General features: G+C 73.9%; 19 protein-coding genes. 12 read left to right on the forward strand and 7 right to left on the reverse strand.

The window, feature by feature from the left end; all coding sequences use genetic code 11:
* Positions 1–5 precede the first annotated feature (5 nt).
* On the forward strand, positions 6–1,907 hold the full coding sequence (locus ACFPCY_RS41945; RefSeq protein ID WP_378265291.1) for a hypothetical protein: 1,902 nt from the start codon (positions 6–8) through the stop codon (positions 1,905–1,907).
* Between the two features lie 21 nt (positions 1,908–1,928).
* Here ACFPCY_RS41945 and ACFPCY_RS41950 read toward each other — a convergent pair whose 3' ends face one another.
* Positions 1,929–3,086, reverse strand: coding sequence for an ROK family protein (locus ACFPCY_RS41950; RefSeq protein WP_378265293.1), 1,158 nt, complete (start codon positions 3,084–3,086; stop codon positions 1,929–1,931).
* Positions 3,087–3,202: 116 nt separating this feature from the next.
* On the opposite strand from ACFPCY_RS41950, the gene ACFPCY_RS41955 reads away from it, so the two are divergent.
* Entirely contained in the window at positions 3,203–3,931 is a 729-nt protein-coding gene (locus ACFPCY_RS41955) for an amino acid ABC transporter ATP-binding protein (protein ID WP_378265295.1), read from the forward strand.
* Here the strand turns inward: ACFPCY_RS41955 and ACFPCY_RS41960 are convergent.
* Positions 3,921–4,223, reverse strand: a complete 303-nt coding sequence (locus ACFPCY_RS41960; protein WP_378265297.1) for a hypothetical protein — start codon at positions 4,221–4,223, stop codon at positions 3,921–3,923. The two genes, ACFPCY_RS41955 and ACFPCY_RS41960, sit on opposite strands and share 11 nt — an antisense overlap.
* Positions 4,224–4,268: 45 nt before the next feature.
* Between ACFPCY_RS41960 and ACFPCY_RS41965 the strand changes: the two genes are divergently transcribed.
* The 6 genes from ACFPCY_RS41965 (at position 4,269) to ACFPCY_RS41990 (ending at position 9,826) form a co-directional block, all read left to right on the forward strand.
* Positions 4,269–5,210: a glutamate ABC transporter substrate-binding protein gene (locus ACFPCY_RS41965; protein ID WP_378265299.1), complete on the forward strand. Its 942-nt coding sequence runs from the start codon at positions 4,269–4,271 to the stop codon at positions 5,208–5,210.
* Positions 5,211–5,246: 36 nt separating this feature from the next.
* Positions 5,247–5,891: an amino acid ABC transporter permease gene (locus tag ACFPCY_RS41970; protein WP_378265301.1), complete on the forward strand. Its 645-nt coding sequence runs from the start codon at positions 5,247–5,249 to the stop codon at positions 5,889–5,891.
* 196 nt (positions 5,892–6,087) lie between these two features.
* A complete protein-coding gene (locus ACFPCY_RS41975) occupies positions 6,088–7,098 on the forward strand; it encodes an amino acid ABC transporter permease (protein WP_378265303.1) in 1,011 nt (336 codons plus the stop codon).
* Between the two features lie 11 nt (positions 7,099–7,109).
* A complete protein-coding gene (locus ACFPCY_RS41980) occupies positions 7,110–8,054 on the forward strand; it encodes an asparaginase (protein ID WP_378265306.1) in 945 nt (314 codons plus the stop codon).
* Positions 8,051–8,794, forward strand: a complete 744-nt coding sequence (locus ACFPCY_RS41985) for a copper homeostasis protein CutC (RefSeq protein WP_378265308.1) — start codon at positions 8,051–8,053, stop codon at positions 8,792–8,794. Before ACFPCY_RS41980 ends, ACFPCY_RS41985 begins: the two co-directional genes overlap by 4 nt.
* 210 nt (positions 8,795–9,004) lie before the next feature.
* Positions 9,005–9,826 (forward strand): SAM-dependent methyltransferase, encoded by an 822-nt coding sequence (locus ACFPCY_RS41990; RefSeq protein ID WP_378265310.1) that lies wholly within the window; start codon positions 9,005–9,007, stop codon positions 9,824–9,826.
* A 58-nt stretch (positions 9,827–9,884) separates the two neighbouring features.
* On the opposite strand, the gene speB is transcribed toward ACFPCY_RS41990, so the two are convergent.
* Both speB and ACFPCY_RS42000 read right to left on the reverse strand, forming a co-directional pair.
* Positions 9,885–10,934: an agmatinase gene (speB, locus tag ACFPCY_RS41995; RefSeq protein WP_378265312.1), complete on the reverse strand. Its 1,050-nt coding sequence runs from the start codon at positions 10,932–10,934 to the stop codon at positions 9,885–9,887.
* A 26-nt stretch (positions 10,935–10,960) separates the two neighbouring features.
* A complete protein-coding gene (locus ACFPCY_RS42000) occupies positions 10,961–12,445 on the reverse strand; it encodes a purine-cytosine permease family protein (protein ID WP_378265314.1) in 1,485 nt (494 codons plus the stop codon).
* Positions 12,446–12,498: 53 nt separating this feature from the next.
* Between ACFPCY_RS42000 and ACFPCY_RS42005 the strand changes: the two genes are divergently transcribed.
* From ACFPCY_RS42005 to ACFPCY_RS42020, 4 genes are all read left to right on the forward strand, one after another.
* A complete protein-coding gene (locus tag ACFPCY_RS42005) occupies positions 12,499–13,254 on the forward strand; it encodes a TetR family transcriptional regulator C-terminal domain-containing protein (RefSeq protein ID WP_378265316.1) in 756 nt (251 codons plus the stop codon).
* A gap of 38 nt (positions 13,255–13,292) precedes the next feature.
* Positions 13,293–14,915: an amidohydrolase gene (locus tag ACFPCY_RS42010; RefSeq protein ID WP_378265318.1), complete on the forward strand. Its 1,623-nt coding sequence runs from the start codon at positions 13,293–13,295 to the stop codon at positions 14,913–14,915.
* Between the two features lie 113 nt (positions 14,916–15,028).
* Positions 15,029–15,709 (forward strand): TetR/AcrR family transcriptional regulator, encoded by a 681-nt coding sequence (locus tag ACFPCY_RS42015; protein ID WP_378265320.1) that lies wholly within the window; start codon positions 15,029–15,031, stop codon positions 15,707–15,709.
* An 83-nt stretch (positions 15,710–15,792) separates the two neighbouring features.
* Entirely contained in the window at positions 15,793–17,661 is a 1,869-nt protein-coding gene (locus tag ACFPCY_RS42020; protein WP_378265322.1) for an endonuclease/exonuclease/phosphatase family protein, read from the forward strand.
* Positions 17,662–17,713: 52 nt separating this feature from the next.
* Here ACFPCY_RS42020 and ACFPCY_RS42025 read toward each other — a convergent pair whose 3' ends face one another.
* The 3 genes from ACFPCY_RS42025 to ACFPCY_RS42035 all read right to left on the reverse strand — a co-directional run bounded on the left by ACFPCY_RS42025 (position 17,714) and on the right by ACFPCY_RS42035 (position 21,795).
* Positions 17,714–19,822, reverse strand: a complete 2,109-nt coding sequence (locus ACFPCY_RS42025) for a phosphocholine-specific phospholipase C (RefSeq protein ID WP_378265324.1) — start codon at positions 19,820–19,822, stop codon at positions 17,714–17,716.
* A gap of 224 nt (positions 19,823–20,046) precedes the next feature.
* Positions 20,047–20,937 carry a LysR family transcriptional regulator gene (locus ACFPCY_RS42030; protein ID WP_378265326.1) on the reverse strand — a complete coding sequence of 297 codons (891 nt, stop codon included), beginning with the start codon at positions 20,935–20,937 and terminating at the stop codon, positions 20,047–20,049.
* A 210-nt stretch (positions 20,938–21,147) separates the two neighbouring features.
* On the reverse strand, positions 21,148–21,795 hold the full coding sequence (locus tag ACFPCY_RS42035) for a CHAP domain-containing protein (RefSeq protein WP_378265328.1): 648 nt from the start codon (positions 21,793–21,795) through the stop codon (positions 21,148–21,150).
* Between the last annotated feature and the right edge of the window lie 154 nt (positions 21,796–21,949).

Below are 21,949 nucleotides of genomic sequence, written 5' to 3' on the forward strand. Positions count from 1 at the left end.
GAGTGATGTTCGAGGGTGTCGAGGAGGTTCCATGGGACGAGCTCGGTTACGCGTATTCGGGGCATTGTGACGTGCCGGCGCTCTTCCGTTCCCTGCTCGTGGACGGCGAGGCGTTCGCGGCCGTCGAGGAGTTGCTGAACGAACTGCACCACCAGGGCGGTTTCATCTGCACGGCCGCGCCGGCGGCCTTGCCTTTTCTCGTGGAGGCGGCGGGGTCGCCGCGTGTTCCCTGCCGCGCGCTGGTCCTCGTGATCCTGGCGCGTCTCGCGAGGACGGCCGCGACGGTCGCCCCGCGTTTGGTCGCGCCCGACTGGCCTCGGGCGTGGAAGCGGGCGCATCCCGGGCTGCTCGCCTTGCTGGACGATGCGGACCCGGCTGTGCGGACGGGCGCGATCTGGGTGCTCAGCAATGACGTGACAGATCCCGACGAGGTCGCGAGAACGCTCATCGACGGGTGGCCCGATCCTGACGTCTCGGTCCGGATCGACACGCTGCTCGCCCTCGGCGACCTCGCCGAGCGGCTGTCGGTGGCCGTCCTGCCCGAGACGCTCGTCTTCCTGCGCGATCGTGCGGACGGCGCCGACGCGCATCACGCGATGTACGCGGCTCTCGCGCTGGCGGCGGCGCTGCCGGGCCGTCCGGTTCCCGCGGCGTCGATCGTCGCCGGGCTCGCCGCGGAGGCCGTCGCCCTGCCGCACAGCAATCTGGCTCCGCGTGATTCCGTCCACGTGACCGACGTGCTCCGGGATCTCGACCGGCGCACCGGCGAGGCGGTTTGCGCCGCCCTGCTCACGCGGCCGGAAGAACACCTGCGGGCCATGGCCGTCCAGGCGGCGGGCGATGTGCTGGCCCGCAGGCGAGCACCCGAGTTGCTCTCCGCGCTACGCGAGTGCGTGGGCACCTTGGAGAACCCTGCGCCGGCTCTGGCCATCCTCGCCGCACATGCCCGGCGCGAGGAACCCCGCGACGCCGACCTCATGGCACCACACCTGGACGGGCCGTCGGGAGAGCTCGCGATGTGGGGGCTGGCATGGTCCGGTGATGACCGCGCCCTCCCCGGCCTGCTCGACCTGCTCGCCCGCCGCCGGACGGGGCTCACCTGGCACGGACGGCGCGCGGAAAGGTTCGGCTTCTGGCCGAGCTCGCCCTCACTCGCGGAACTGCTGACACCGTGCGCGCCTTGGGCGGCTTCGCTGGTGGCCTCTGTCTCGCCGTATCTGCGTGCCGACGCCACCGACGGGATGCGGCAATCGCTGCTGGAGACGCTCGCCGCGTGGGCCGCAACGCAGGCCGCTGAAGTCGCGCGGCTCGTCCCGGAGGTGGCCGCGCTGCTCGACCGCGACGAGTGGGGGCGGGCGGCGGCGGTACTGGGCGCGATCGGGCCCGAAGCGGCGCAGGCCGTCCCCGACGTGGAGCGGATGTTCGGCTCGGGTGGCCCGAGGGCGCGTGTCGAGACCGCTTGGGCGCACTTCCGGATGACCGGCGATCCGGAACCCGCGCTGCGTGTGCTCGGTCCCCGGCTCGGCGACGACCACCATGTCACCCGGCGCCTCGGTGACCTCGGATCGCATGCAGCCGCGTACGTTCCCACGCTGCGGCTCATGGCCAAGGCCTCTGAGATCTGGACGGCCTTCCACGCCGCCCACGCCCTCATCAGGATCACGGGCGATCCGGACGAGGGAACCCACGTCCTGATGCGTCCTCTGAGGGAGCTCCTCGAAGGTCGCCCACTGCCCCTTGCGACGGCCGCCGCGCGAGCTCTCGATGATGTCCGCGAACTGCCGGGCGGCTACATCATCACCATCAGGGGCGTCCTGGCCGACGACCGGCGCCACAGCCATCTGGGAGGCGTCTCCGCGATTCGCGAGGATCTGGAGTTGCGGGCGTTGCTCGCGCGGCGGGTTTAGCGGCCTGGTCAGCGGGCCTGGTCAGCGGTCCAGGACTTGGTCGATCCAGTCGTCGGAGCGGTCGAGGAGGAGGTGGCCCGCGCCGAGGATGCTCGCGTCACGGCCGGAGCGGGACGTGCTGATCTCCAGGTTGCGGGTCGCGAGCGGGAGGCAGCGCTCGTAGATGGCGCCGCGGATCGTGGCGACGAGCGGTTCGGCGTTGGACAGGCTGCCGCCGATGACGAGCGCGTCGGGGTTGAAGAAGTTCACCAGCGCGGTGAGGACGTCGCCGATGAGGCGTCCGGCGTTGCGGACGGCGGCGGTGGCCTGCGGGACGCCGTCGGTGACGAGGTCGACGATGGCGCCCGGGGAGTCGGCGGTGATGCCCTGGGCGGCGAGGGACGCGGCGAGGGCGGCGCCGCTCGCGTGGGCCTCCAGGCAGTCGGGGTGGCCGCAGGAGCAGTCGACGGTCGCGTCGGAGCGGATGCGGACGTGGCTGATGTCGCCCGCCGCGCCGCGGCCGCGGTGCAGGCGGCCGTCCACGATGACGCCGCAGCCGATGCCGCTGCCGAGCTTGATGACCATCAGGTTGTCGAGGTCCGGCCAGGACGTCCGGTGCTCGCCGACGGCCATCAGGTTCGCGTCGTTCTCGACGAGGACGGGCAGGTCCGCGTGCGCGGCGGCGAACTCGCGGACGGGGAAGTCGTTCCAGCCCGGCATGCGCGAGGGCGAGACGACCTGGCCGGTGGCGGGGTCGACGGGGCCGGGCATGCCGATGGCGAGGCCGCGGACGGGCACGTCCCGCAGGCCGTGCTCGCCGGCGAGCGCGCGCAGGCTGTCGATGACGGACGTCAGCGTCCGCTCGGGGCCGACGGAGATGTCGCAGGCGAGGTCGGCGAGCGCGCGGGGCGCGCCGCTGAGGTCGACGGCGGCGAGCCGGGCGTGGTGGGCGCCGAGGTCGGCGACGAGGAAGACGCCCGCGGCGGGCGCGAGCTTCAGCCGCCGCGGACGGCGTCCGCCGCGGGACGCGCCGGCGCCCTCCTCGGCGAACAGTCCGGCCTCGATGAGCTGCTCGACCCGGAGCGAGACGCTCGAGGCGGCGAGGCCGGTAAGGCGGGCCAGCTCGGCCCGGGACTCGGCCTGGCCGGTGGCGACCATGCGCACGAGTGCCGCCGGTCGGTCGTCTCTGCTGTTCCGCACCCCAGATAGATAGCATGCGCCGACTTGGTACAGCAATGCGTTGACTTGCATCGATTTGTAGGTCTAATGTCCCTCTCGACTTCGATTTCGAAGGAAGTTGGATCGAGGGTGACCGAATGATCGAGGTTCGCGGCCTGCACAAGCGCTTCGGCGCGCACACGGCCCTGCGCGAGGTGGACCTGGACGTGGCGCGCGGCGAGGTGGTCGTGGTGATCGGCCCGTCCGGGTCGGGCAAGTCCACGCTCTGCCGCTGCCTCAACCGGCTGGAGAGCCCGGACGGGGGCGTCGTCCGCATCGACGGCGAGGAGCTGCCCGCCGAGGGCCGCGCGCTCGCCCGGTTGCGTGCGGACGTCGGGATGGTGTTCCAGTCGTTCAACCTGTTCCAGCACAAGACCGTCCTGCAGAACCTGACGCTGGCGCCCGTCCGGGTGCGGGGGACGTCCCGCGACGAGGCCGAGCGGAACGCGCGCGAGCTGCTCGACCGCGTCGGCATCGGGTCGCAGGCGGACAAGCTGCCCGCGCAGCTGTCGGGCGGGCAGCAGCAGCGCGCCGCGATCGCGCGCGCCCTGGCGATGCGGCCGAAGGCGATGCTGTTCGACGAGCCGACGTCCGCGCTCGACCCGGAGATGGTCGGCGAGGTCCTGGACGTCATGACCGGGCTCGCCCGCGACGGGATGACGATGGTGGTCGTCACCCACGAGATGGGCTTCGCCCGCCAGGTCGCCGACCGCGTGGTCTTCATGGCGGACGGCGAGATCGTCGAGACCGGCGAGCCGGCCGCGTTCTTCGACTCCCCCGCCACCGACCGGGCCCGGGACTTCCTGGCCAAGGTCCTCAGCCACTAGCCGTCCGCGCGGACGCGGACCTCACGAGGGTCGCGTCCCCGGTCCGCCGGACGGGCGCGTTCGCGGACGTCGATCCGTCCGGGTCCGCGGCCCCAGCCGTCCGCGGGCGCAGACCCCAGCCGTTCGCGGCGCGGACCCCGCCGTTCGCGGTGCGGACCTCACCGTTCGCGGCGCGGGTCCAGCCGTTCGCGGTGCGGGTCCAGCCGTTCGCGGCGCGGTCTCCCAGCCGCCCGCGGGCGCGGACGTTCAGCCGTCCGCGTTCGCGGGCTCCCAGCTCCCGGCCCGGTTCCACCCCCGGCGCGCCGCGCGGCGCGCCAACCGAGAAAGGTTACTGATCATGGTGCGTACCTCTGCGCGGAAGCGGTGGGCGGTGCCGGTCGCGGTCGCCGCGCTGTCGGTGGCGGGCCTGGCGGCCTGCTCGTCCGGCGGCGACTCCGGCTCGGCCGTGCCGGGCGCCGGCGGCGGCGGCAAGCAGGACGACCTGGTCGCCGCGGCGCCGGTCGCGGCGAACCTGCCGGCCGGCTCCACCATGGAGAAGATCCGCAAGCGCGGGCAGCTGATCGTCGGCGGCTCGCTGGACGCGCCGCTGCTGTCCCAGCAGAACCCGGCGACGAAGAAGGTCGAGGGGCTGGACGCCGACTTCGGTCGGCTGCTGGCCAAGTACATCATCGGCAAGCCCGAGGTGAAGATCGTCAACTCCGCGTCCGAGACGCGCGAGGCGCTGCTGTCCAACGGCACCGTGGACGTCGTGCTGCAGACCTACAGCATCACGCCGGAGCGCGCGAAGCAGGTCGCGTTCGCCGGGCCGTACTACAGCTCCGGCCTCGTCATCGCCACCAAGAAGGACAAGACCGGCATCGCCCTGCCCGCCGACCTGAAGGGCAAGACGGTCATCGCGGGCGCCAACACCCCGGCGATCCCGGCCATCAAGAAGGTGGCCCCGGACGCGAAGATCGTCACCTTCGGCAGCGACCCCGAGTGCGTCCAGGCGCTGAAGCAGGGCCGCGGCGACGCCTACGTCCAGGACGAGGCGGTGCTGCTCGCGACCGCCAAGCAGGACCCGTCCATCAAGATCCAGGGCAAGCCGTTCACCAGCGACCCCTACGGCATCGGCCTCAAGCACGGCGACGCGCAGATGAAGCAGTTCGTCAACGACTGGCTGAAGCAGATCCAGGCGTCGGGCCTGTGGGCGAAGGTCTGGAAGAACTCGATCGGGACGGTCGTCGAGGGCGAGGCCCCGCAGCCGCCCGCGATCGGGTCCGCGCCGGGCTCGCAGTGAGCGTGAGCTTCGAGTAGGAGGGGGTCTCGCCCCGCCATGAACGTCATCACCGACCATCTCTCCGAGCTCGGCCACGGGCTGCTGCTGACCGTCGAGCTGACGCTGCTGTCGCTCGCCGGCGCGCTCGTCGCCGGGATCGCGGTGGCCGCGATGCGGGTCTCCCCGGTGCGCGTGCTGCGCGCCGCGGGGATGGCCTACGTCGAGGTCCTGCAGAACATCCCGCTGCTGGTGTGGCTGGTCATCGCCGTGTTCGGGCTGCCGGAGATCGGGGTGATCGCCGGCCTGTTCACCACCTCGGTCGCCGTCATCGTGCTCTACCAGGGCGCGTACGCGGCCGAGGCGATCCGGTCCGGGATCAACGCGGTGCCGGCGGGGCAGGGCGAGGCCGCCCGCGCGCTCGGGCTCACCTTCACCCAGTCGCTGCGGCTGGTGGTGCTGCCGCAGGCGCTGCGCACCGTCGTGCAGCCGCTCGGCAACATCGCGATCATGACGCTGATGAACACCGCGCTCGCCGCCGCGGTCGGCGTGGTGGAGCTGACGTCCGCGGCGAACCGGGTCAACCTGGCCGAGGCGAAGCCGATCTGGATCTTCGTGACGGCGGGTCTGGCGTACATGGCGCTGTCCGGGGTGTTCGGCCTCGCGACGGGCGCCCTGGAACGGAAGTGGGCGATCCTGCGATGAGCGCACCCGAACCGAGGCGGACGACGCCGCCGACCGCGGCCCGACGCGACCGGACGGCGCCGCCGACCGCGGCCCGACGCGACCGGACGGCGCCGCCGACCGCGGCCCGACGCGACCGGACGGCGCCGCCGACCGCGGCCCGACGCGACCGGACGGCGCCGCCGACCGCGGCCGGACGCGAGCGGGGGATGCCGCGATGAGCGCGCCGTCCTCGCGGTTGCTGTTCGACGAGCCGGGGCCGCGCGCCCGGCGGCGCATCCGCGTCGCCACGGTGGTGTCGGTGCTGGCCGGGGCCGTGCTGGTGGCGCTCGCGCTGCGCCAGTTCGCCGACAACGGGCAGCTCGCCGCCGACCGGTGGCGTCCGTACGGGACGTGGCCGATGTGGCGGTACCTGCTGGAGGGCCTGTGGTCCACGGTGCAGGCGGCGGCCGTGTCGATCGCGCTCGCGGCGGCGGCCGGGATCGTGCTGGCGCTCGGACGGGTGTCCCCGTCGCGGTGGCTGCGCCTGCCGTCCGCCGCGTACGTCGAGATCGTCCGGACGGTCCCGGCGCTGCTGCTGGTCTACATCGTCCTGTTCGCGCTCCCCCGCTACGGCGTCGACCTCCCGCTGTTCTGGAAGCTCGTGGTGCCGCTGTCGGTGTCCAACGCCGCCGCGTTCGCCGAGATCTTCCGGGCGGGCATCCGGTCGGTGGAGCGCGGGCAGCTGGAGGCGGGCCTCGCGCTCGGCCTCACCCGCGGCCGGGCGATGCGGCTGGTCGTCCTGCCGCAGGCGGCGCGGCGCGTGCTGCCGTCGCTGGTCAGCCAGTCCGCGGGGCTGCTCAAGGACACCTCGCTCGGCTACGTCGTCAGCTACGCCGAGCTGCTCTACAGCGGCAAGGTGCTGGCGAACTACAACCACCTGCTGATCCAGACCTACCTGGTGATCGCGCTGATCTACCTGGTCATCAACGCGTCGCTGGCCAAGCTCGCTCGGACGCTGGAGGCGCGGCAGCGGACGCGTCCGTCGCGCGCCGTCCGGCGGGCCGTCCCGGCGGCGGCTCCCGCGACCGCGCCGACCGCCGCCGAGACCGCTGAGCCCGCCGAAAACGCCGAGCCCGCCGAAAACGCCGAGTCCGCCGAAAACGCCGAGCCCGCCGAAAGCGCCGCCGGAACCGGCGAGACCGCCGGACCGGCCGGGCCTCCGGCCTCCGACGCGTCCCAACCATGATGAGGAACCCGATGTACGAAGTGCTGGCCGAGGTCGTCCGCAACGGCTTCGTCGAGAGCCGTCACTACGGCAGCGTCGTCGGCATCGCCCCGGACGGGACGGTCGCCTACGCGCGCGGCGAGGTGGACGAGACCGTCCTGCCGCGCTCGACGACCAAGCCGTTCCAGGCCGCCGCCTGCCTCGCGGCGGGCGCGCCGCTGTCCGGCGAGCGGCTCGCGATCGCCGCCGGAAGCCACACCGGCGAGGACTTCCACGTCAAGACGGTCGAGGCGATCCTCGCGGACGCCGGGCTCGGCGTGGACGCGCTGCGCTGCCCGCCGTCCTGGCCCGAGGACGAGCCGACGAGGGCCGCGCTCGTCCGCGCCGGCGAGGGCGAGTCGCGCGTGCGGATGAACTGCTCGGGCAAGCACGCCGCGATGCTCGCCGCCTGCGCCGCGAACGGCTGGCCGACCGGGGCCTACCTCGACCCCGACCACCCGCTCCAGCGCGAGGTCGCGCGGATCATGGGCGAGGCGGCGGGCGAGCGCCCGTCGCCCGTCGCGGTCGACGGCTGCGGCGCGCCGCTGTTCGGCCTCACCCTGACCGGCCTCGCCCGCGCGATGGTCACGCTCGTCCGCGCGGACGGCCCGTACCGCGCCGTCGCGGACGCGATGCGCGCCCACCCCGAGTACGTCGGCGGCACGGGCCACGCGAACACCGAGTTCATGCGGCTGCTGCCCGGCTGCGTGGCCAAGGGCGGCGCCGAGGGCGTCCTCGTCGCCGCGACCGCGGACGGCGCGGCCGTCGCGGTGAAGGTCATCGACGGCAGCCCCCGCGCCACCACCGCCATCGCGCTGCGCGCGCTCGCCGCGCTCGGCGCCGACACCACTCCCGCCGCGCCGCTCGGCGCCGTCCCCGTCCTCGGCGGCGGACGTCCCGTCGGCGAGATCCGCACCACCCCGGAAGGACAGCAGTGAGCCTCATCCACGAGATCTGCATCGACAGCGTCGCGGGCGCCATCGCGGCCGAGAAGGCGGGCGCCCACCGCGTGGAGCTGTGCGCGGCGCTGTTCGACGGCGGGCTCACGCCTACGCTCGGCACCGTCCGCGCCGCGCTCGCCGCGGTGTCGTCGATCCGGGTGCACGTGATCATCCGGCCGCGCGGCGGCGACTTCATCTTCGACGAGCACGAGATCGCGGCGATGGAGCACGACGTCGCCCTGACCCGCGAGGCCGGGGCGCACGGCGTGGTGATCGGCGCGCTCACCCCGGACGGCGCGGTCGACCGCGCGGTCACCGAGCGGCTCATGGCGGCGGCGGGCGGCCTGGCGGTCACCTTCCACCGGGCCTTCGACATGGCCGCCGACCCGTTCGCCGCGCTGGACACGCTCATCGACCTCGGCGTGGACCGGGTGCTGACGTCCGGGCAGGACGCCAGCGCGCTGGAGGGCGCGCCGCTGATCGCCGACCTGGTGCGGCACGCGGGCGACCGGATCGTCGTCATGCCGGGCGGCGGCATCACCGACCGCAACGTGGCGCGGGTCGTCGCCGAGACCGGCGCGCGCGAGATCCACTTCGCCGCGCTCGCGCCGGAGCCGAGCCCCGCGGTGCACCGCAACCCGTACCCGTTCATGGGCGGGGAGCTGCGCCGTCCCGAGTACGAGCGGCTCGTCACCAGCGGCGAGGGCATCAGCGCCGTCATGTCCGCCGCGGGCTGACCGGACGGTCGCGGTCCTGACCGCCGCGGTCGAGCAACCGTCGCGGTTGAGCCACCGTCGCGGTCGTGACCGCTGCGGGGCGTGGGTGGGGTGCGCGGGGCTGACCAGGTCGTTCTCCGCTCGGACACCGGGAGAAAACTGACCATTTCCTGCATGTCCGAAGAACGCTCGGTAAGATGATCAGTGAAGTCGGCGACGGAGGGGGCCCCGATGGAACGCGAGCCGCGACCCGGCGGTGATCCCGCCGTCCGCACCGAGGTGCCGCTCGGCAAGCCGACCGCCGCGCGGATGTACGACGAGGCGCTCGGCGGCAAGGACCACTACGCCGTCGACCGCGCGGCCAACTCCCGGCTGTACGAGGCCATCGGCGAGCGGCGCGTCCGCGACACCGCGATGGAGAACCGGCGGTTCCTCGGCCGCGCGGTGGAGTACCTGGCCCGCGAGTGCGGCGTCCGGCAGTTCCTGGACGTCGGCTCGGGCCTGCCCACGGTGCGCAACACCCACCAGATCGCCAAGGAGGCCGACCCGCACGCCCGCGTCGTGTACGTGGACATCGACCCGATCGTGGCCGTGCACGGGCGGGCGCTGCTGGCCGACGACAACACCCGCATCGTCACCGCCGACATGCGCCGTCCCGAGACCATCCTGGACGACCCGGAGCTGAACGGGCTGCTCGACTTCGACGAGCCGGTGGCGGTGCTGTTCGTGGCCGTGTTCCACTTCATCACCGAGGAGGACGACCCGGCCCGGATCGTCGGCGAGTTCCGCAAGCGGCAGGCGCCGGGCTCCTACGTGGCGATCTCGCACCTGTGCGCGGACGGGATGAGCGAGCCCGAGCGGCAGGGCTGGTACGCCGGGTTCTCGGGCGCGACCGTCCCGCTCGTGCTGCGCACCGAGCCCGAGATCGAGCGGCTCTTCGACGGGTACGAGCTGGTCGAGCCGGGCCTGGTCCGGCCGTGGCGGTGGCGGCCGTCCGACGACCTCTCGCCCCGGACGGACTCCCTCCTCGGCGGCGTGGGCCGCCTCGACTGACGCATCGCGCGGTCGGCAGCGGCGGCCCGGCACCGGCCGGCGGGGACGTCCGGGGGGATTACAGGTCGGGATGCGGAGGAGCGGGACGGTCCGCGAGGAGCGGCTGGCGGGGGTCCCAGGTCGTGCCGTCGCGGTGGTCGCGGCGGCGGCGCGCGATCCCCGACAGCGCCTCCAGGACGACCCGGTTGGCCAGGGCGGACGTGATGTCGGCGTGGTCGTAGGGCGGGGAGACCTCCACCACGTCGATCCCGGCGACCGGCAGCTCGTAGGCGATGCGGCGGACGGCGTCCAGGAGCTGGCGGGCGGTGAGGCCGCCCGGTTCGGGCGTGCCGGTGCCGGGGGCGTGGCCGGGGTCGCAGACGTCGATGTCGACCGAGAGGAAGACGCCGTCGCACTCGTCGACGGCGATGGCGAACGCCTCGGTGAGGCACTCGTCCAGGCCGCGCGCGACGATCTCGGTCATCTCGTAGGAGCGCATGCCCTGCCCGGCCATCCACGCGAGCGTCTCGGGGCCGGGCCAGTAGCCGCGCAGGCCGACCTGGAGGAACCGGTCGCCGCGCAGCGCGCCCGACTCGATCAGGCGGCGCATCGGCTGGCCGTGGCCGACCAGCGAGCCGAACTCCACGTCGCCGGTGTCGGCGTGCGCGTCGAAGTGGATCATCGAGACGCGGCCCTGGCCGAGGTGCTGCGCGACGCCCGCCGCGTCCGGCCAGGCGATCGTGTGGTCACCGCCGAGGATCAGGGGGATCGCGCCGTTCGCCGTGACGGTGTGGACGGCCTCCTGGAGATCCCGGACGGAACGCTCCGCGTCGCCCGAGTACATCTCGACGTCGCCGGCGTCGTAGACGGTGAGGTCGCCTTGCAGGCCGTCCACCCGGAGGGCGAGGGACGGCCGCGACCCGTCCTGCGGCAGGTAGCAGGTCTGCCGGATGTACTGCGGGCCGAACCGGGTGCCGGGCCGGTGGGACGTGCCGCCGTCGAACGGCGCGCCGAGGATCACCACGTCCGCGTCGGCGTAGGTGGACGGGTCGGTCCAGGTGCAGCGCGGCACGCCGAGGAAGGTGATGTCGGGGCCGAACTGCGGGCCGTAGCGTTCCGGCGAGGGCATCGGGGTCTCCTGTGGATCGGTCGGGATCAGCGGGTGGCGGCGCGGCCGTCGGCGGCGGGACCGTCGGCGGCGGCGGGACCGTCGGCGTGGACGCGCCGCGCGAGCAGGACGTAGAGGCCCGCGGAGATCAGCATTCCCGCGGGAAGGGAGAGATCAACACCGTCCATGGCCCGGGCGATCTCGCCGGTGTAGGCCGTGGTGTGGACGCACTGGGACGCGACGGCGGCCCCGATGAGCAGCGCGACGGCCCCGGCGCGGTTGACGCCGCCGGTGTACCAGAAGCGGCCGTCGCGGGTCTCGACGCCGAGCTCGCGGCCGTCGTAGCGGTTGCGGCGCACGAGGATGTCGGCGGCGTAGATCGCCATGCTCGGGCCGAGCAGCACGACCATGACCTGGAGCATGTTGCTCACAGTGTCGAGGAAGTCCCAGACCAGCAGGGCGAACAGGGTGAGGGCGAGGCCGAGCGCGCCGTCCAGCGCGACGCTGCGCGACCGGCGCAGCCGCAGTCCGACGGCCTGGAGCGCGAGGCCGGAGCTGTAGGCCGTCATGGCGTTGTTGGCGATGGTGCCGACGATGACCGACAGCAGGAACACCGGCTCGAACCAGCCCGGCAGGATCGCGCCCAGCGAGGTCTGCGGGTCGGTCATGTCGACGGCCGTGCCCGCGAGCGTGCCGAGCGCGGTGAACAGCACCGACGGGACGAACGCGCCCAGGGCCGTCCAGGCCGCGACGGCGCGGGACGACGTCGAGCGCGGCAGGTAGCGGGAGAAGTCGGCGCTGTTGTTGTACGAGAGCGGCGCGGACGCGATGAGCGCGAGCCCGGCGGTGAGCGCGGCCCACAGCGCCTTGCCGTGGAGGGGCTGGGCGGGACGGTAGTCCCAGTGCGCGTGCGCGGCGACGTACCAGGCGAGGACGGCGAACGCGACGGTGAGCGCCCAGGTCAGCAGCGGGTAGAGCTTCAGGATGGTGCCGTGCCCGTACACGCTGATGGCCAGCGTCGCGACCGCGATGACGACCGTCGTCGCGATCTTCACGAAGGTGCCGGCGCGCACCCCGGCGTCGTCCAGGAGGGCGAAGGCGGCGATCGCGGCGGCGGCCCAGTTCAGCGCGACGTAGCAGACCGAGACGAACCAGCCGTTGACGAGGACGTTCACCCGGTTCCCGCGGACCCCGTACATCGCCCGCGTGATCACCTCGCTCGGCGCGCCCGCCGCCGGGCCGCTCGTGGCGAGCAGCCCGACCAGCAGCCAGAACAGGTTGCCCGCGACGATCAGGACGAGCGACTGCCACAGGTCCAGGCCCGTCAGGACGAGCGCGCCGCCGACGACCAGGGCGAGGTAGCTGACGTTCGGCGCGGCCCAGACGGCGAAGAGCCCGCGCGCCCGGCCGTGCCGCTCGTCGTCGGGGATGTGGTCGATGCCGCGCGTCTCGACGCGGCCGGGACGGTCCGCCGGGGTGAACGCGCCGCCCGGGAGGGCGCCGTCCAGCGGGTCTGGAATCGTGGATGCCATGCGGGTCCTCCGGGGCTTGTCCTATTGGTCGCATAACCAATAACTTGGGAGGCGTGTTGTCAAGACCACAGCCGAAACGCGTTCGCAAGTCGCCCGAGGCACGCCGCGCCGAGATCGTCGCGGCCGCCTCGGCGATCGCCCTCGCCGAGGGCCTGGAGTGCGTGACGCTGCGGCGGGTGGCCGACGAGCTGGCCGTCCGGCCCGGGCTGATCAGCCACTACTTCCCGGTCACCGAGGACCTGGTGGCCGAGGCGTTCGGCGCGGCGGCGTCCGGCGAGCTGGACGAGCTGATCCCGGCGACCGCCCCGCTCCCCGGCACCGACGCCCCCGCCACCGCCACCGAGGACCGCGACAGCGACAGCGACGCACGCGACGCCGCGACCCACGACGCCGGCGGCACCGGGAGCGGCGACGCCGCGGGGCGGGATGCGGTGAGCCGTCTCGCGCGGTTCTTCGCGCTCACGTCGGGGCCGCGCTACGACGGCATGAGCAGGCTGTGGCTGAACGCGCGGCACCTCAGCCGCTACCGCGACACGCTGCGCGAACGCGTCGCGCACCAGGAGTCGCTCTGGCGCGAGCGGCTGAGCGGCCTGCTCCGCGAGGGCGACGCCGCCGGGGAGTTCCGCGCGGCCGAGCCCGACCTGACGGCCATGCGGATCCTCGTGGTCATGGACGGCCTCGCCTCGCACGCCAACCTCGGCCGCGAGATCCACCCCGAATCCGTCCGGCGCATGGCCGCCGCGACGGCCGAACGGGAGCTGGGCCTCCCGGACGGCCGCCTCACCCTCCCCCCGTCCACCCCGGTCTGACCCCTGCGACCAGCCCCGACGCCCCCACGGAGACCTTCTTGCACCCCGACCTCATCCTGCTGTCCGCCCGGCTGCTCGACCCGCTGACCGGCGGCCTCCTGCCGCACTCCGCGCTCGCCGCGGGCGGCGGGCGGATCACGGCGCTCGGCGACGACCGGGAGATCCGCGCGCTGGCCGGTCCGGCGACGACGGTCATCGACGTGCGCGGGGCCGTCGTGACGCCCGGCCTGGTGGACGGGCACATGCACCCGCTGTCGGGAGCCGAGCGGACGATGGGCGTGGACCTGTCCGGCTGCGCCGACCTCGACGCCGTCCGCGCGGCCCTGGCCGCGGAAGCGCGCACGCTCGCGCCCGGCGCGTGGCTCCGCGGCTGGGGACTGGACCCGAACGCGTTCGGCGACCAGCCCGTCGGGACGGCGGCGCTCGGGGACGTCCTCGCCGACATTCCGGCGGCGATCGACATGTTCGACGCGCACTCGATGCTGGCCAGCCCGCGCGCCCTCGAACTCGCGGGCATCGACGGCCCGCGCCGCTTCGCGCAGGCGTCGGAGATCGTGTGCGACGCCGAGGGGCGGCCGACCGGACTGCTCCTGGAGGACGCGGCGTGCGAGCTCGTCGAGGCCGTCATGCCGCGTCCGTCCGCCGAGCAGGTCAGGGAGCGGGCCGCGGGCGTCCTGCGCGAGATGGCCGCGGCGGGCCTGACCGCCGCCCACGCCATGGACGCCAACGGCGACAGCCTCGCCCTCTACAGCGCGCTGGAGTCGGCGGGCGACCTCACGATGCGGTTCCGCGTCGCGCCCTGGTGCCAGCCGGGCGCGGACGACGAAACGGTCGCCGGCCTGGTGGAACTCCAGGGCACGGGCGGCGGGCTGTGGAAGGTCGCCGGCGTGAAGCTCTTCATGGACGGCACCATCGACAACGGGACGGCCTGGCTGGAGCGTCCCGACTGCCACGGCGAGTCCACGCACGCGTTCTGGCCCGACCCCGACGTTTACACGCGGGTCATCGGGGACCTGCACCGGCGGGGCGTCCCGACCGCCACGCACGCGATCGGCGACGCCGCCGTCCGGCACGCGCTCGACGCCGTGGAGAAGGCGCGGGCGGAGCACGGCGCGGGTCCGCGCCACCGCGTCGAGCACATCGAGACCGTCCCGGACGACACCGTCCGCCGCTTCGCCGGGCTCGACGTCGCGGCGTCCATGCAGCCGACGCACTGCACCGAGTACACGCGCGCCGACCGCACCGACAACTGGTCGCGCCGCCTCGGCGACGAACGCGCGTCCCACGGCTTCCGCTGCCGCGACCTGTGGGACGCGGGCGCGAAGGTCGTCCTCGGCTCGGACTGGCCGATCGCGCCCTACTCCCCCACCGGGATCATGGCGGGCGCGCGCCACCGCCGCCCGAGCGGCGACCTGTCGCAGCCTCCGAACGGGCCGGCCCAGGCGCTCACTCCGCTCCAGGCCCTCCAGGGCTACACGCTCACCCCCGCCTGGATCGCCGGTGAGGAGGACCGGGCCGGACGGCTCGGCGTCGGCTTCCGCGCCGACCTGACCGTCTTCGCCGAGAACCCGCTCACCGTCCCCGACACCGACCTCGCCGAGCTGCCGGTCGTCCTCACGGTGACGGACGGCCGCGTCACCCACCGCGCCCCCTCGCTGTGACGGCCGCCCAGCAGGCTCCGCCCGGTTCGAATCCCCGCCCGACCTTTAATGCGACAAGTGATGCAATAACATGGGGTCATGACATCGTTCCCGCGCCGGCCGAGCGCCTCGCGATGACCGCCGACGAGCCGTCCGGCGGGCCTTCCGTCGAGGCTTCCAGCCCGGCTTCGGGCGAGGTTTCCGGCGGTGTGGCGGACGAGCGCCGGCGGCGGCCGGGCGGGCGTACCGAGCGCGTCCGCAAGCAGGTGCTCGAAGCCGTCCAGGCGGAGCTCGCCGAGCGCGGGTACGACGCGCTCAGCATGGACGCGGTCGCCGCTCGCGCGGGGGTGCACCGCGCGACGGTCTACCGCCGCTGGCGCGACCTCGGCGGACTCCTCGCGGACGTGTTCGACGCGGCGAGCGCCGACGACTGGCAGCCCGCCGACACCGGTTCCCTCCAGGGCGACCTGGCGGCGCTGAACCACGAGAGCCAGTCGTCGCTGACCGCGCAGCTTCCGCTGGTGCCCGCGCTGATCGCCGCGTCGTTCCGGTCGGAGGAGGCGGCGCGGGGCGTCCAGCACCTCTGGGAGGACCGCTACGCGCGCTGCGAGGCCATCGTCGCGCGGGCCGTCGAGCGCGGCGAGATCCCCGCGGGCACCGACGCCCGGGCGCTGCTCCTCGCGGCGACCGCGCCGATCTACCACCACCTCGTGCTGCTCCGAGCGCCCGCCGACCCGGACCTTCCGGAGCAGGCGGCGAGGACGGCCGTCCTCGCCGCGCGAGCCGGGGCGTTCTTGAGGCCCGATCCGTCCTGACCGAAATCGGCGTCCGGACTCTTGCGCGGCCCCGGCCGCATACGTGAAACTCTCTCGCATTCGCCGGTCCCCGGAGGTGCGTGGTGCGAGTGCGTCCCGACGTCGTGGCGGGCGTCGTCGTCCTCCTGGACGTCGTCCGGGTCTTCCTGCCCTCCCTGATCACGGTGGTCGGCGACGCGGGGAGCACCCCGGCCGAGCTGATCGGGCTGTACGCGCTGGTGTGGTTCCTCGCCGCGTTCGCCGCCGCGCCCTTCGCGCGGATCGGCACCGGCGCGGCCGTCGCGCTGCTGGCGTCCCGCGCCGCGCTCCAGTTCACGGACGGCGGCACCGCGCAGGCCGCCCTCTCCAGCGTCGGACTGCTCGCCGGGCTCTGCTGGCTCGTCGCCACCGCCGCGAAGGCGCGGGACGCGCGCCCGGTCGCGCACGGCTTCGTCGCGGGTCTGGCCGTCTCCGGCGTCCTGCACGCGGCGCTCGGCGGCATCGACCTGGTCTGGCGGGACGGCGCCTGGCCGTGGCTCGTCCTACTCGCCGAGCTGGCCGCCTTCGCAACGACGCTCTTCGCCAAGCCCCTCCGCATCCACGTGTCCGAGCAGGGCGGGCGCGGGTTCGATGGGGAGGGGGCTCGGGGCGGGCGGGTTTGGTGGGTGCTCGGGCCGGCGCTTCTGTTGTGGGGGCTCTACACCGGCAGTACGTCGCACGCGCAGGCCAGCGCGCACGGCGCGGTCTGGGCCGCCGCCGTCGTCGCGACGGGCGCGGTGCTGTCGGTCGCGGTCGCCGAACGGCCCGCGTTCTGGACCCGGCATCCGGTCGTCCCCGCCGTCGTGCTCGTCCTGTCGGCGTTCGGGTTCGCCCTCGGCCGCGCGACGGTGGACGGCGTCCACGGCGTCTCCCCTGCCTGGACGCTCGTCGCGCAGGTCGCGGGCCAGCTCGCGCTCGCCGGATGCCTCGGCTGGGCCGCCCGCTCGTCCGCGCCCGACCGGCCCACCCGGCGCGGGCTGGCCACCGCGACCGGCTTCCTGGTCTTCGTCGTGCTCTTCTTCGCGTACTACTCGGCTTACGACCTCGGTGTCCCGAACCGCTGGGTCCCGGTGGCGGCGGCCGTCGCCGTCGCGGCGATCTCGTTCGTCCGGACGGACCGTCCCGAGGAAGGACGGCAGTGGATCGTGCTCGCCGCCGCGGCGGTGTCGGCGCTTCTGGTCTCGCTCACGGCTTCGTGGCCCGGCGCGCCGTCCTGGACGCCCGCACCGGGCGACGGTCTGCGCGTCGCCGCCTACAACCTGCGCATGGGTTTCGGCATGAACGGCACGATGACCGCCGGCAAGCAGGCCGAGGCGCTGCGCTCGCTGCGCCCGCACGTCGTCCTGCTGAGCGAGGTCGATCGCGGCTGGTTCCTGAACGGCGGCCGCGACCAGCTCCGGCTGGTGTCCGACCGGCTCGGCCTGAAGCCGCTCTGGGCGCCCGCCGGGGACGAGGTGTGGGGCGACGCGCTGCTGACGAACCTGCCGGTCGTGTCCGTCCGCAACCACGTGCTGGTGCCGGGCGGGCCCACCGGAGCGGAGGCTCTCGAAGTGGGCGTCCGGTGGCGCGGGCGGACGGTCGTCTTCATCGCCACGCACACCCAGCCGCCGGACGGCTGGACCGACCTCGGCCAGGCGGCCCAGCTCGCGCAGCTCGCGCGGTCGGTCGCGTCGCGCGGCGTCCCGGTCGTCCTCGGCGGCGACCTGAACATGCAGCCCGGCGATCGCGCCTTCCAGGTCCTCCAGGGCGCGGGCCTGAACGACGCCTTCGCTTCCGTCCGGCCGTTCAGGACCTATCCGGCCAGGCCGAACCCGACCGATCAGCTCGACCACATCCTGACGACGCCGGGCTTCGGCGCTCGCGACGCCACGAAGCTCGCCGTCCCCTACTCCGACCACCTCCCGGTGGCCGTCACTCTGACCGCGAACCGGTAGCGACCGGTGCGGACGCTCGCAGCGTCCGCACCGCCCGCGTCGGCAGCGGCGGTCAGCGGACGGCCGGGCCGGGGTCGCTGGTGGCGGGACGCCCGTTCTCCAGGTGACCCGCGTACCGGCGGAGGTAGCCGCCCGCCTTCAGGCTGACGTCGTACCAGCCCCGGGAGTCCGCGACGTTCCAGTGGAAGACGTGCGTGGCGTGCGGGTGCAGCCTGTGCTTCCTGGTCTCGCGGGCGCGGTCGTAGGCGTCGGCGGCCGTGATCTCGACCGGGGTGCGGCCGTTGTTGCGGACCCGGACCATGACGCGGCCGTGCCCGTCGTGGGAGAACTCGGACACCAGGCGGTTGCCGGAGTCCCCGGCGAACTCGCACAGCGAGCCGTTCGGACCGTAGTAGGCCAGGTGGTAGGACTCGCCGACCGTCCAGTAGTCGGAGACGGCGTCCCGCGCGGACACCGCGTAGCGGCGCGGCGCGGACGACGGGGCGAGCCGGTCGTACACGTAGAACGCCGCGCCGGCCTTGCCGCGGTTGTCGAACTCCAGCGTGAACCGGCCGTCCCTGCCGGGCACCTCGTTGACCACCAGGTCGTAGGGCAGCGGACGCGCCGGACGGACGCCCTTCTCCTGCTCCGGCATCGCCTGCGGGCTGGACACCTGGTACGGCTTGCCCTTGGACGCGGGCGGCGGCGGCACCGGGAAGGTCACCGGCCGCGGGTCCACGCCCTTGCGGAAGTCGAACGCCGAGGTCAGGTCGCCGCAGACGGCCCGCCGCCACGGGCTGATGTTCGGCTCGGCGATGCCGAACCGCTTCTCCAGGAAGCGCAGGACGGAGGTGTGGTCGAAGGTCTCGGAGCACACCCAGCCGCCGCGCGACCAGGGCGACACGACCAGCATCGGCACGCGCGGTCCGAGCCCGATCGGCTGCTTGCCGCCCGGATCGGCGCCGGGCACGAGCGGCCCCTTCTCGCCGGGGTACTTGTCGAGGTCGATGAACTCGTCGTCCAGGTGCGCGGTGAGCGACCGGGACAGCACGCCGCCGGAGTCCGGCGCGCTCGCGGACGGCGGCATCGGCGGGACGACGTGGTCGAACAGCCCGTCGTTCTCGTCGTAGTTGATGAGGAAGACCGTCCGGCCCCACACCTCGGGGTTGGCGGTGAGGGCCTCCAGCACCTTGTTCAGGTAGTAGGCGCCGTTCGTGGACGTCGAGGCCGGGTGCTCGGAGTACATCGACGGCGGGACGATCCAGGAGACCTGCGGGAGGCGGCCCTCCTTCACGTCGTCCGCGAACTCGATCAGCGTGTGGGTCGAGGCGCCCTTGTCCGGCAGCGGGCCGGACGCGCCCTCCTGCCGCTGGTAGTTGCGGAAGAACTCCAGCGAGTTGTCGGTGAAGTTGTCGGTGGCGTCGCCGGGGATGCCGGTGCCGCCCTGGTACAGCTTCCAGCTCACCCCCGCCTTCTCCAGGCGCTCGGGGTAGGTCGTCCAGGTGTAGCCGTTGGTGCCGTTCCGCTCCCACAGGCCGGGGCCGTTCGGCTTGGCGCCGAGGCGGTTCTGGGCGTCGATCGTGCCCGTCCACAGGTAGATCCGGTTGGGCGCGGTGTCGGCGTGGACCGAGCAGAAGTAGGCGTCGCACACGGTGAACGCCTCGGCGAGGGCCCAGTGGTACTGGATGTCCTGCCGCCGGACGTGCCCCATGGTGAGGACGTCCTGCTTCTGGTTCACCCACTCGTCGTAGCGGCCCTCGTTCCAGGCGAGGTGGCCGCTGCTCCAGCCGTGGTTGGTGCCGGGGATGGCCTCGGTGTGCTCCTGCGGGTCCACGTACCAGGGCAGCACCTCGACGGCGCTGTCGGCCAGCCCGCGCGAGTGGTAGTTGCCCGTGCGGACCTTCGCGGCCGGCTGGTGCCAGACCGGCTTGCCGTTCGGCAGCAGGTGCGGCCGCGGGTCGCCGAAGCCGCGCACGCCGCGCATGGTGCCGAAGTAGTGGTCGAAGCTGCGGTTCTCCTGCATCAGGATGACCACGTGCTCGACGTCCCTGATGGTCCCGGTGCGGCCGAGCGCGGGCATCGCCAGCGCCCTGGTCACCGCGGGCGGGAACGCCGTCAGCCCGGCCGCGGCCGTCCCCGCGCCCATCAGCTGCATGAACCGCCGCCTGTCCAGCGTGGTCACCGAACCTCCAACTGCTCTTTCCATGACAAAACGGAAACGATCATGGCAGGGCCGGTGCTGTTCTCCCAGGTCAGCGCGGCAACGGCGGCATGAACGGACGGCGGCCACCCGGTGACGCCCGCGACCACCGGAAGCGGGCCTCAGCCGAGCGCGTACCGGCCCGCGACCGCCGTAAGCCGGGCTCAGCCGAGGGCGTACCGGCCCGCGACCGCCGTAAGCCGGGCTCAGCCGAGCGCGTACCGGCTCGCGAGCGCGAGGAACGCCCGCCCGGGCGGGGTGAGGCTCCCGGAGCGGTAGACGAGGCACGTGCAGTGGACGGGCGCGTTCTCGATCGGGACGACCCGGCAGCGCGCGCCCGCCCTCAGCTCGCGCTCCGCCGCCGTCCGCGGCAGCAGGCCGACCCCCAGGCCGAGCCCCGCGAGCCGCGCCACGGTGGCCGCGTCGCTCGCCTCGTACCTGACGGCCCGCTCCGTCCCGAGGACGCGGAACGCCTCGTCGGTCACCGCGCGGAGGCCGGTGGCGGGCGTCCCGTCGATGAACGTCTCCGGCACGAGATCCGCGAGGCGGACGCCGTAACGCGCCGCGAGCGGATGCGTGAGCGAGACGACCGCGGCCACGTCGTCGCGGAACGTCTCGAAATGATCGACGTCCTCCAGCACCTGGCCGGACGCCGTGCCGACGATCGCCACGTCGAGCTCACCCCGCCGGACGAGCCGGACCAGCGGATCGCTCGCCTCCTCGCGCAACGACACCTCGGCCTCGGGAAAGCGCTTGGAGAACTCGGCGAGCAGTTCCGGCACGCGCGGACGCGGTGGTTCGGGATAGCTCCCGATCGCCAGGCGTCCTCGGGGCGCGCCTGCGAAGGCGGCGGCCTTCGCCGCCGCCTCGTCGGCCGCGCGGACCGCGTGGCGCGCCATCGCGACGAACTCCTCGCCCGCCGGGGTCAGGCCGACCGGCTCGATGCCGCGCTGGAAGAGGACGGCGCCGAGCTCGTCCTCCAGCCGCCGGAGCTGCCGCACCAGCGCGCCCTGCGCGACCTTGAGGGACGCGGCGGCGCGGGGCGCCGAACGGTGGTCCGCCAGGGCGACGGCGTAGCGAAGCTGCTGGAGCTCCAAGGCGTCCTCCAGGGCGGGCCGGCTGAGGCGTGATCCCAGTGTCGTCGCCCACCTCCACCGGCCGCCCCGCGCTGACCTCTTCGGGCCACCGCGGGAAGCGTCCAGGTGCGAGAAGCCGGGCCGACCGCGGGGAGGGGGAAGCGATCGGCCCGGAGCCGGGGCCGGGCGAGCGGTCCTGGACCGCTCGGCGCGGGGATGCGCCGGCGGTGTTCAGTTCGCGATGTGGATGTAGTTCTCCACCTGGCCGGACGGGATCGTCCGGGTGTCGTAGCGGTGCGTTCCCGTGTGGTTGTACTCCTCCAGGGTCACGTTGCCGCCGTCCACGCGGGCGACGTAGGCGACGTGGCCGAACCGTCCGGTCGTCCACTGCGCGACCGCGCCCGCCTTCGCCGCGTGGTCCACGGGCACGCCGGTGGCGCGGGCCGCGGCCGGCCAGGTGGCGGCGTTGCCCCAGTGCGCGCCCTTGTAGTGGTTCGTGAACGGCACGCCATGGCGCTGGTTGAGCCGCCACGCGACGAACGACACGCACTCGCGCTTGTAGAAGCTCCACGGGTCGCTCTCGTGCCAGGACCCGTCGCGGTACGGGTAGTCGTCGGCGACCGCCCCGTCCGCCCGGGCAGGCCCCGACGCAACGACGCCCCGCCCGCCCACCCCGGACGACGCGGTCTGCCCGGTCCGCGCGGTCCGCGCGGTCCGCGCGGTCTGCGCGGTCCGCGCGGTCTGCGCGGTCCGCGCGGTCTGCGCAGACGCTGCGGATGCGTGCGCCGGGGCGGCGGACGGCGCGGACGCCCGGGCGGACGACACTGATGTGGGGACGAGAGTGACGGTCGCCGCCGCGACCACCAGAAGATGCTTCATGCGTTCGTTCTCCTCGATCGGATGAGCCCCGCGAGGGGCCGACGATCCGAGTAGGCACCGGCGGCGCGCCGTCCGGCGACCCGGGAACGTTCGGCCGAACAGCGTCCGCGCAGGTCGCAGGGGGATGGAACGCGTTCGGCGACTGTTCGGCGGG

This window comes from Actinomadura gamaensis, assembly GCF_042652125.1.
GTDB lineage: Bacteria > Actinomycetota > Actinomycetes > Streptosporangiales > Streptosporangiaceae > Spirillospora > Spirillospora gamaensis.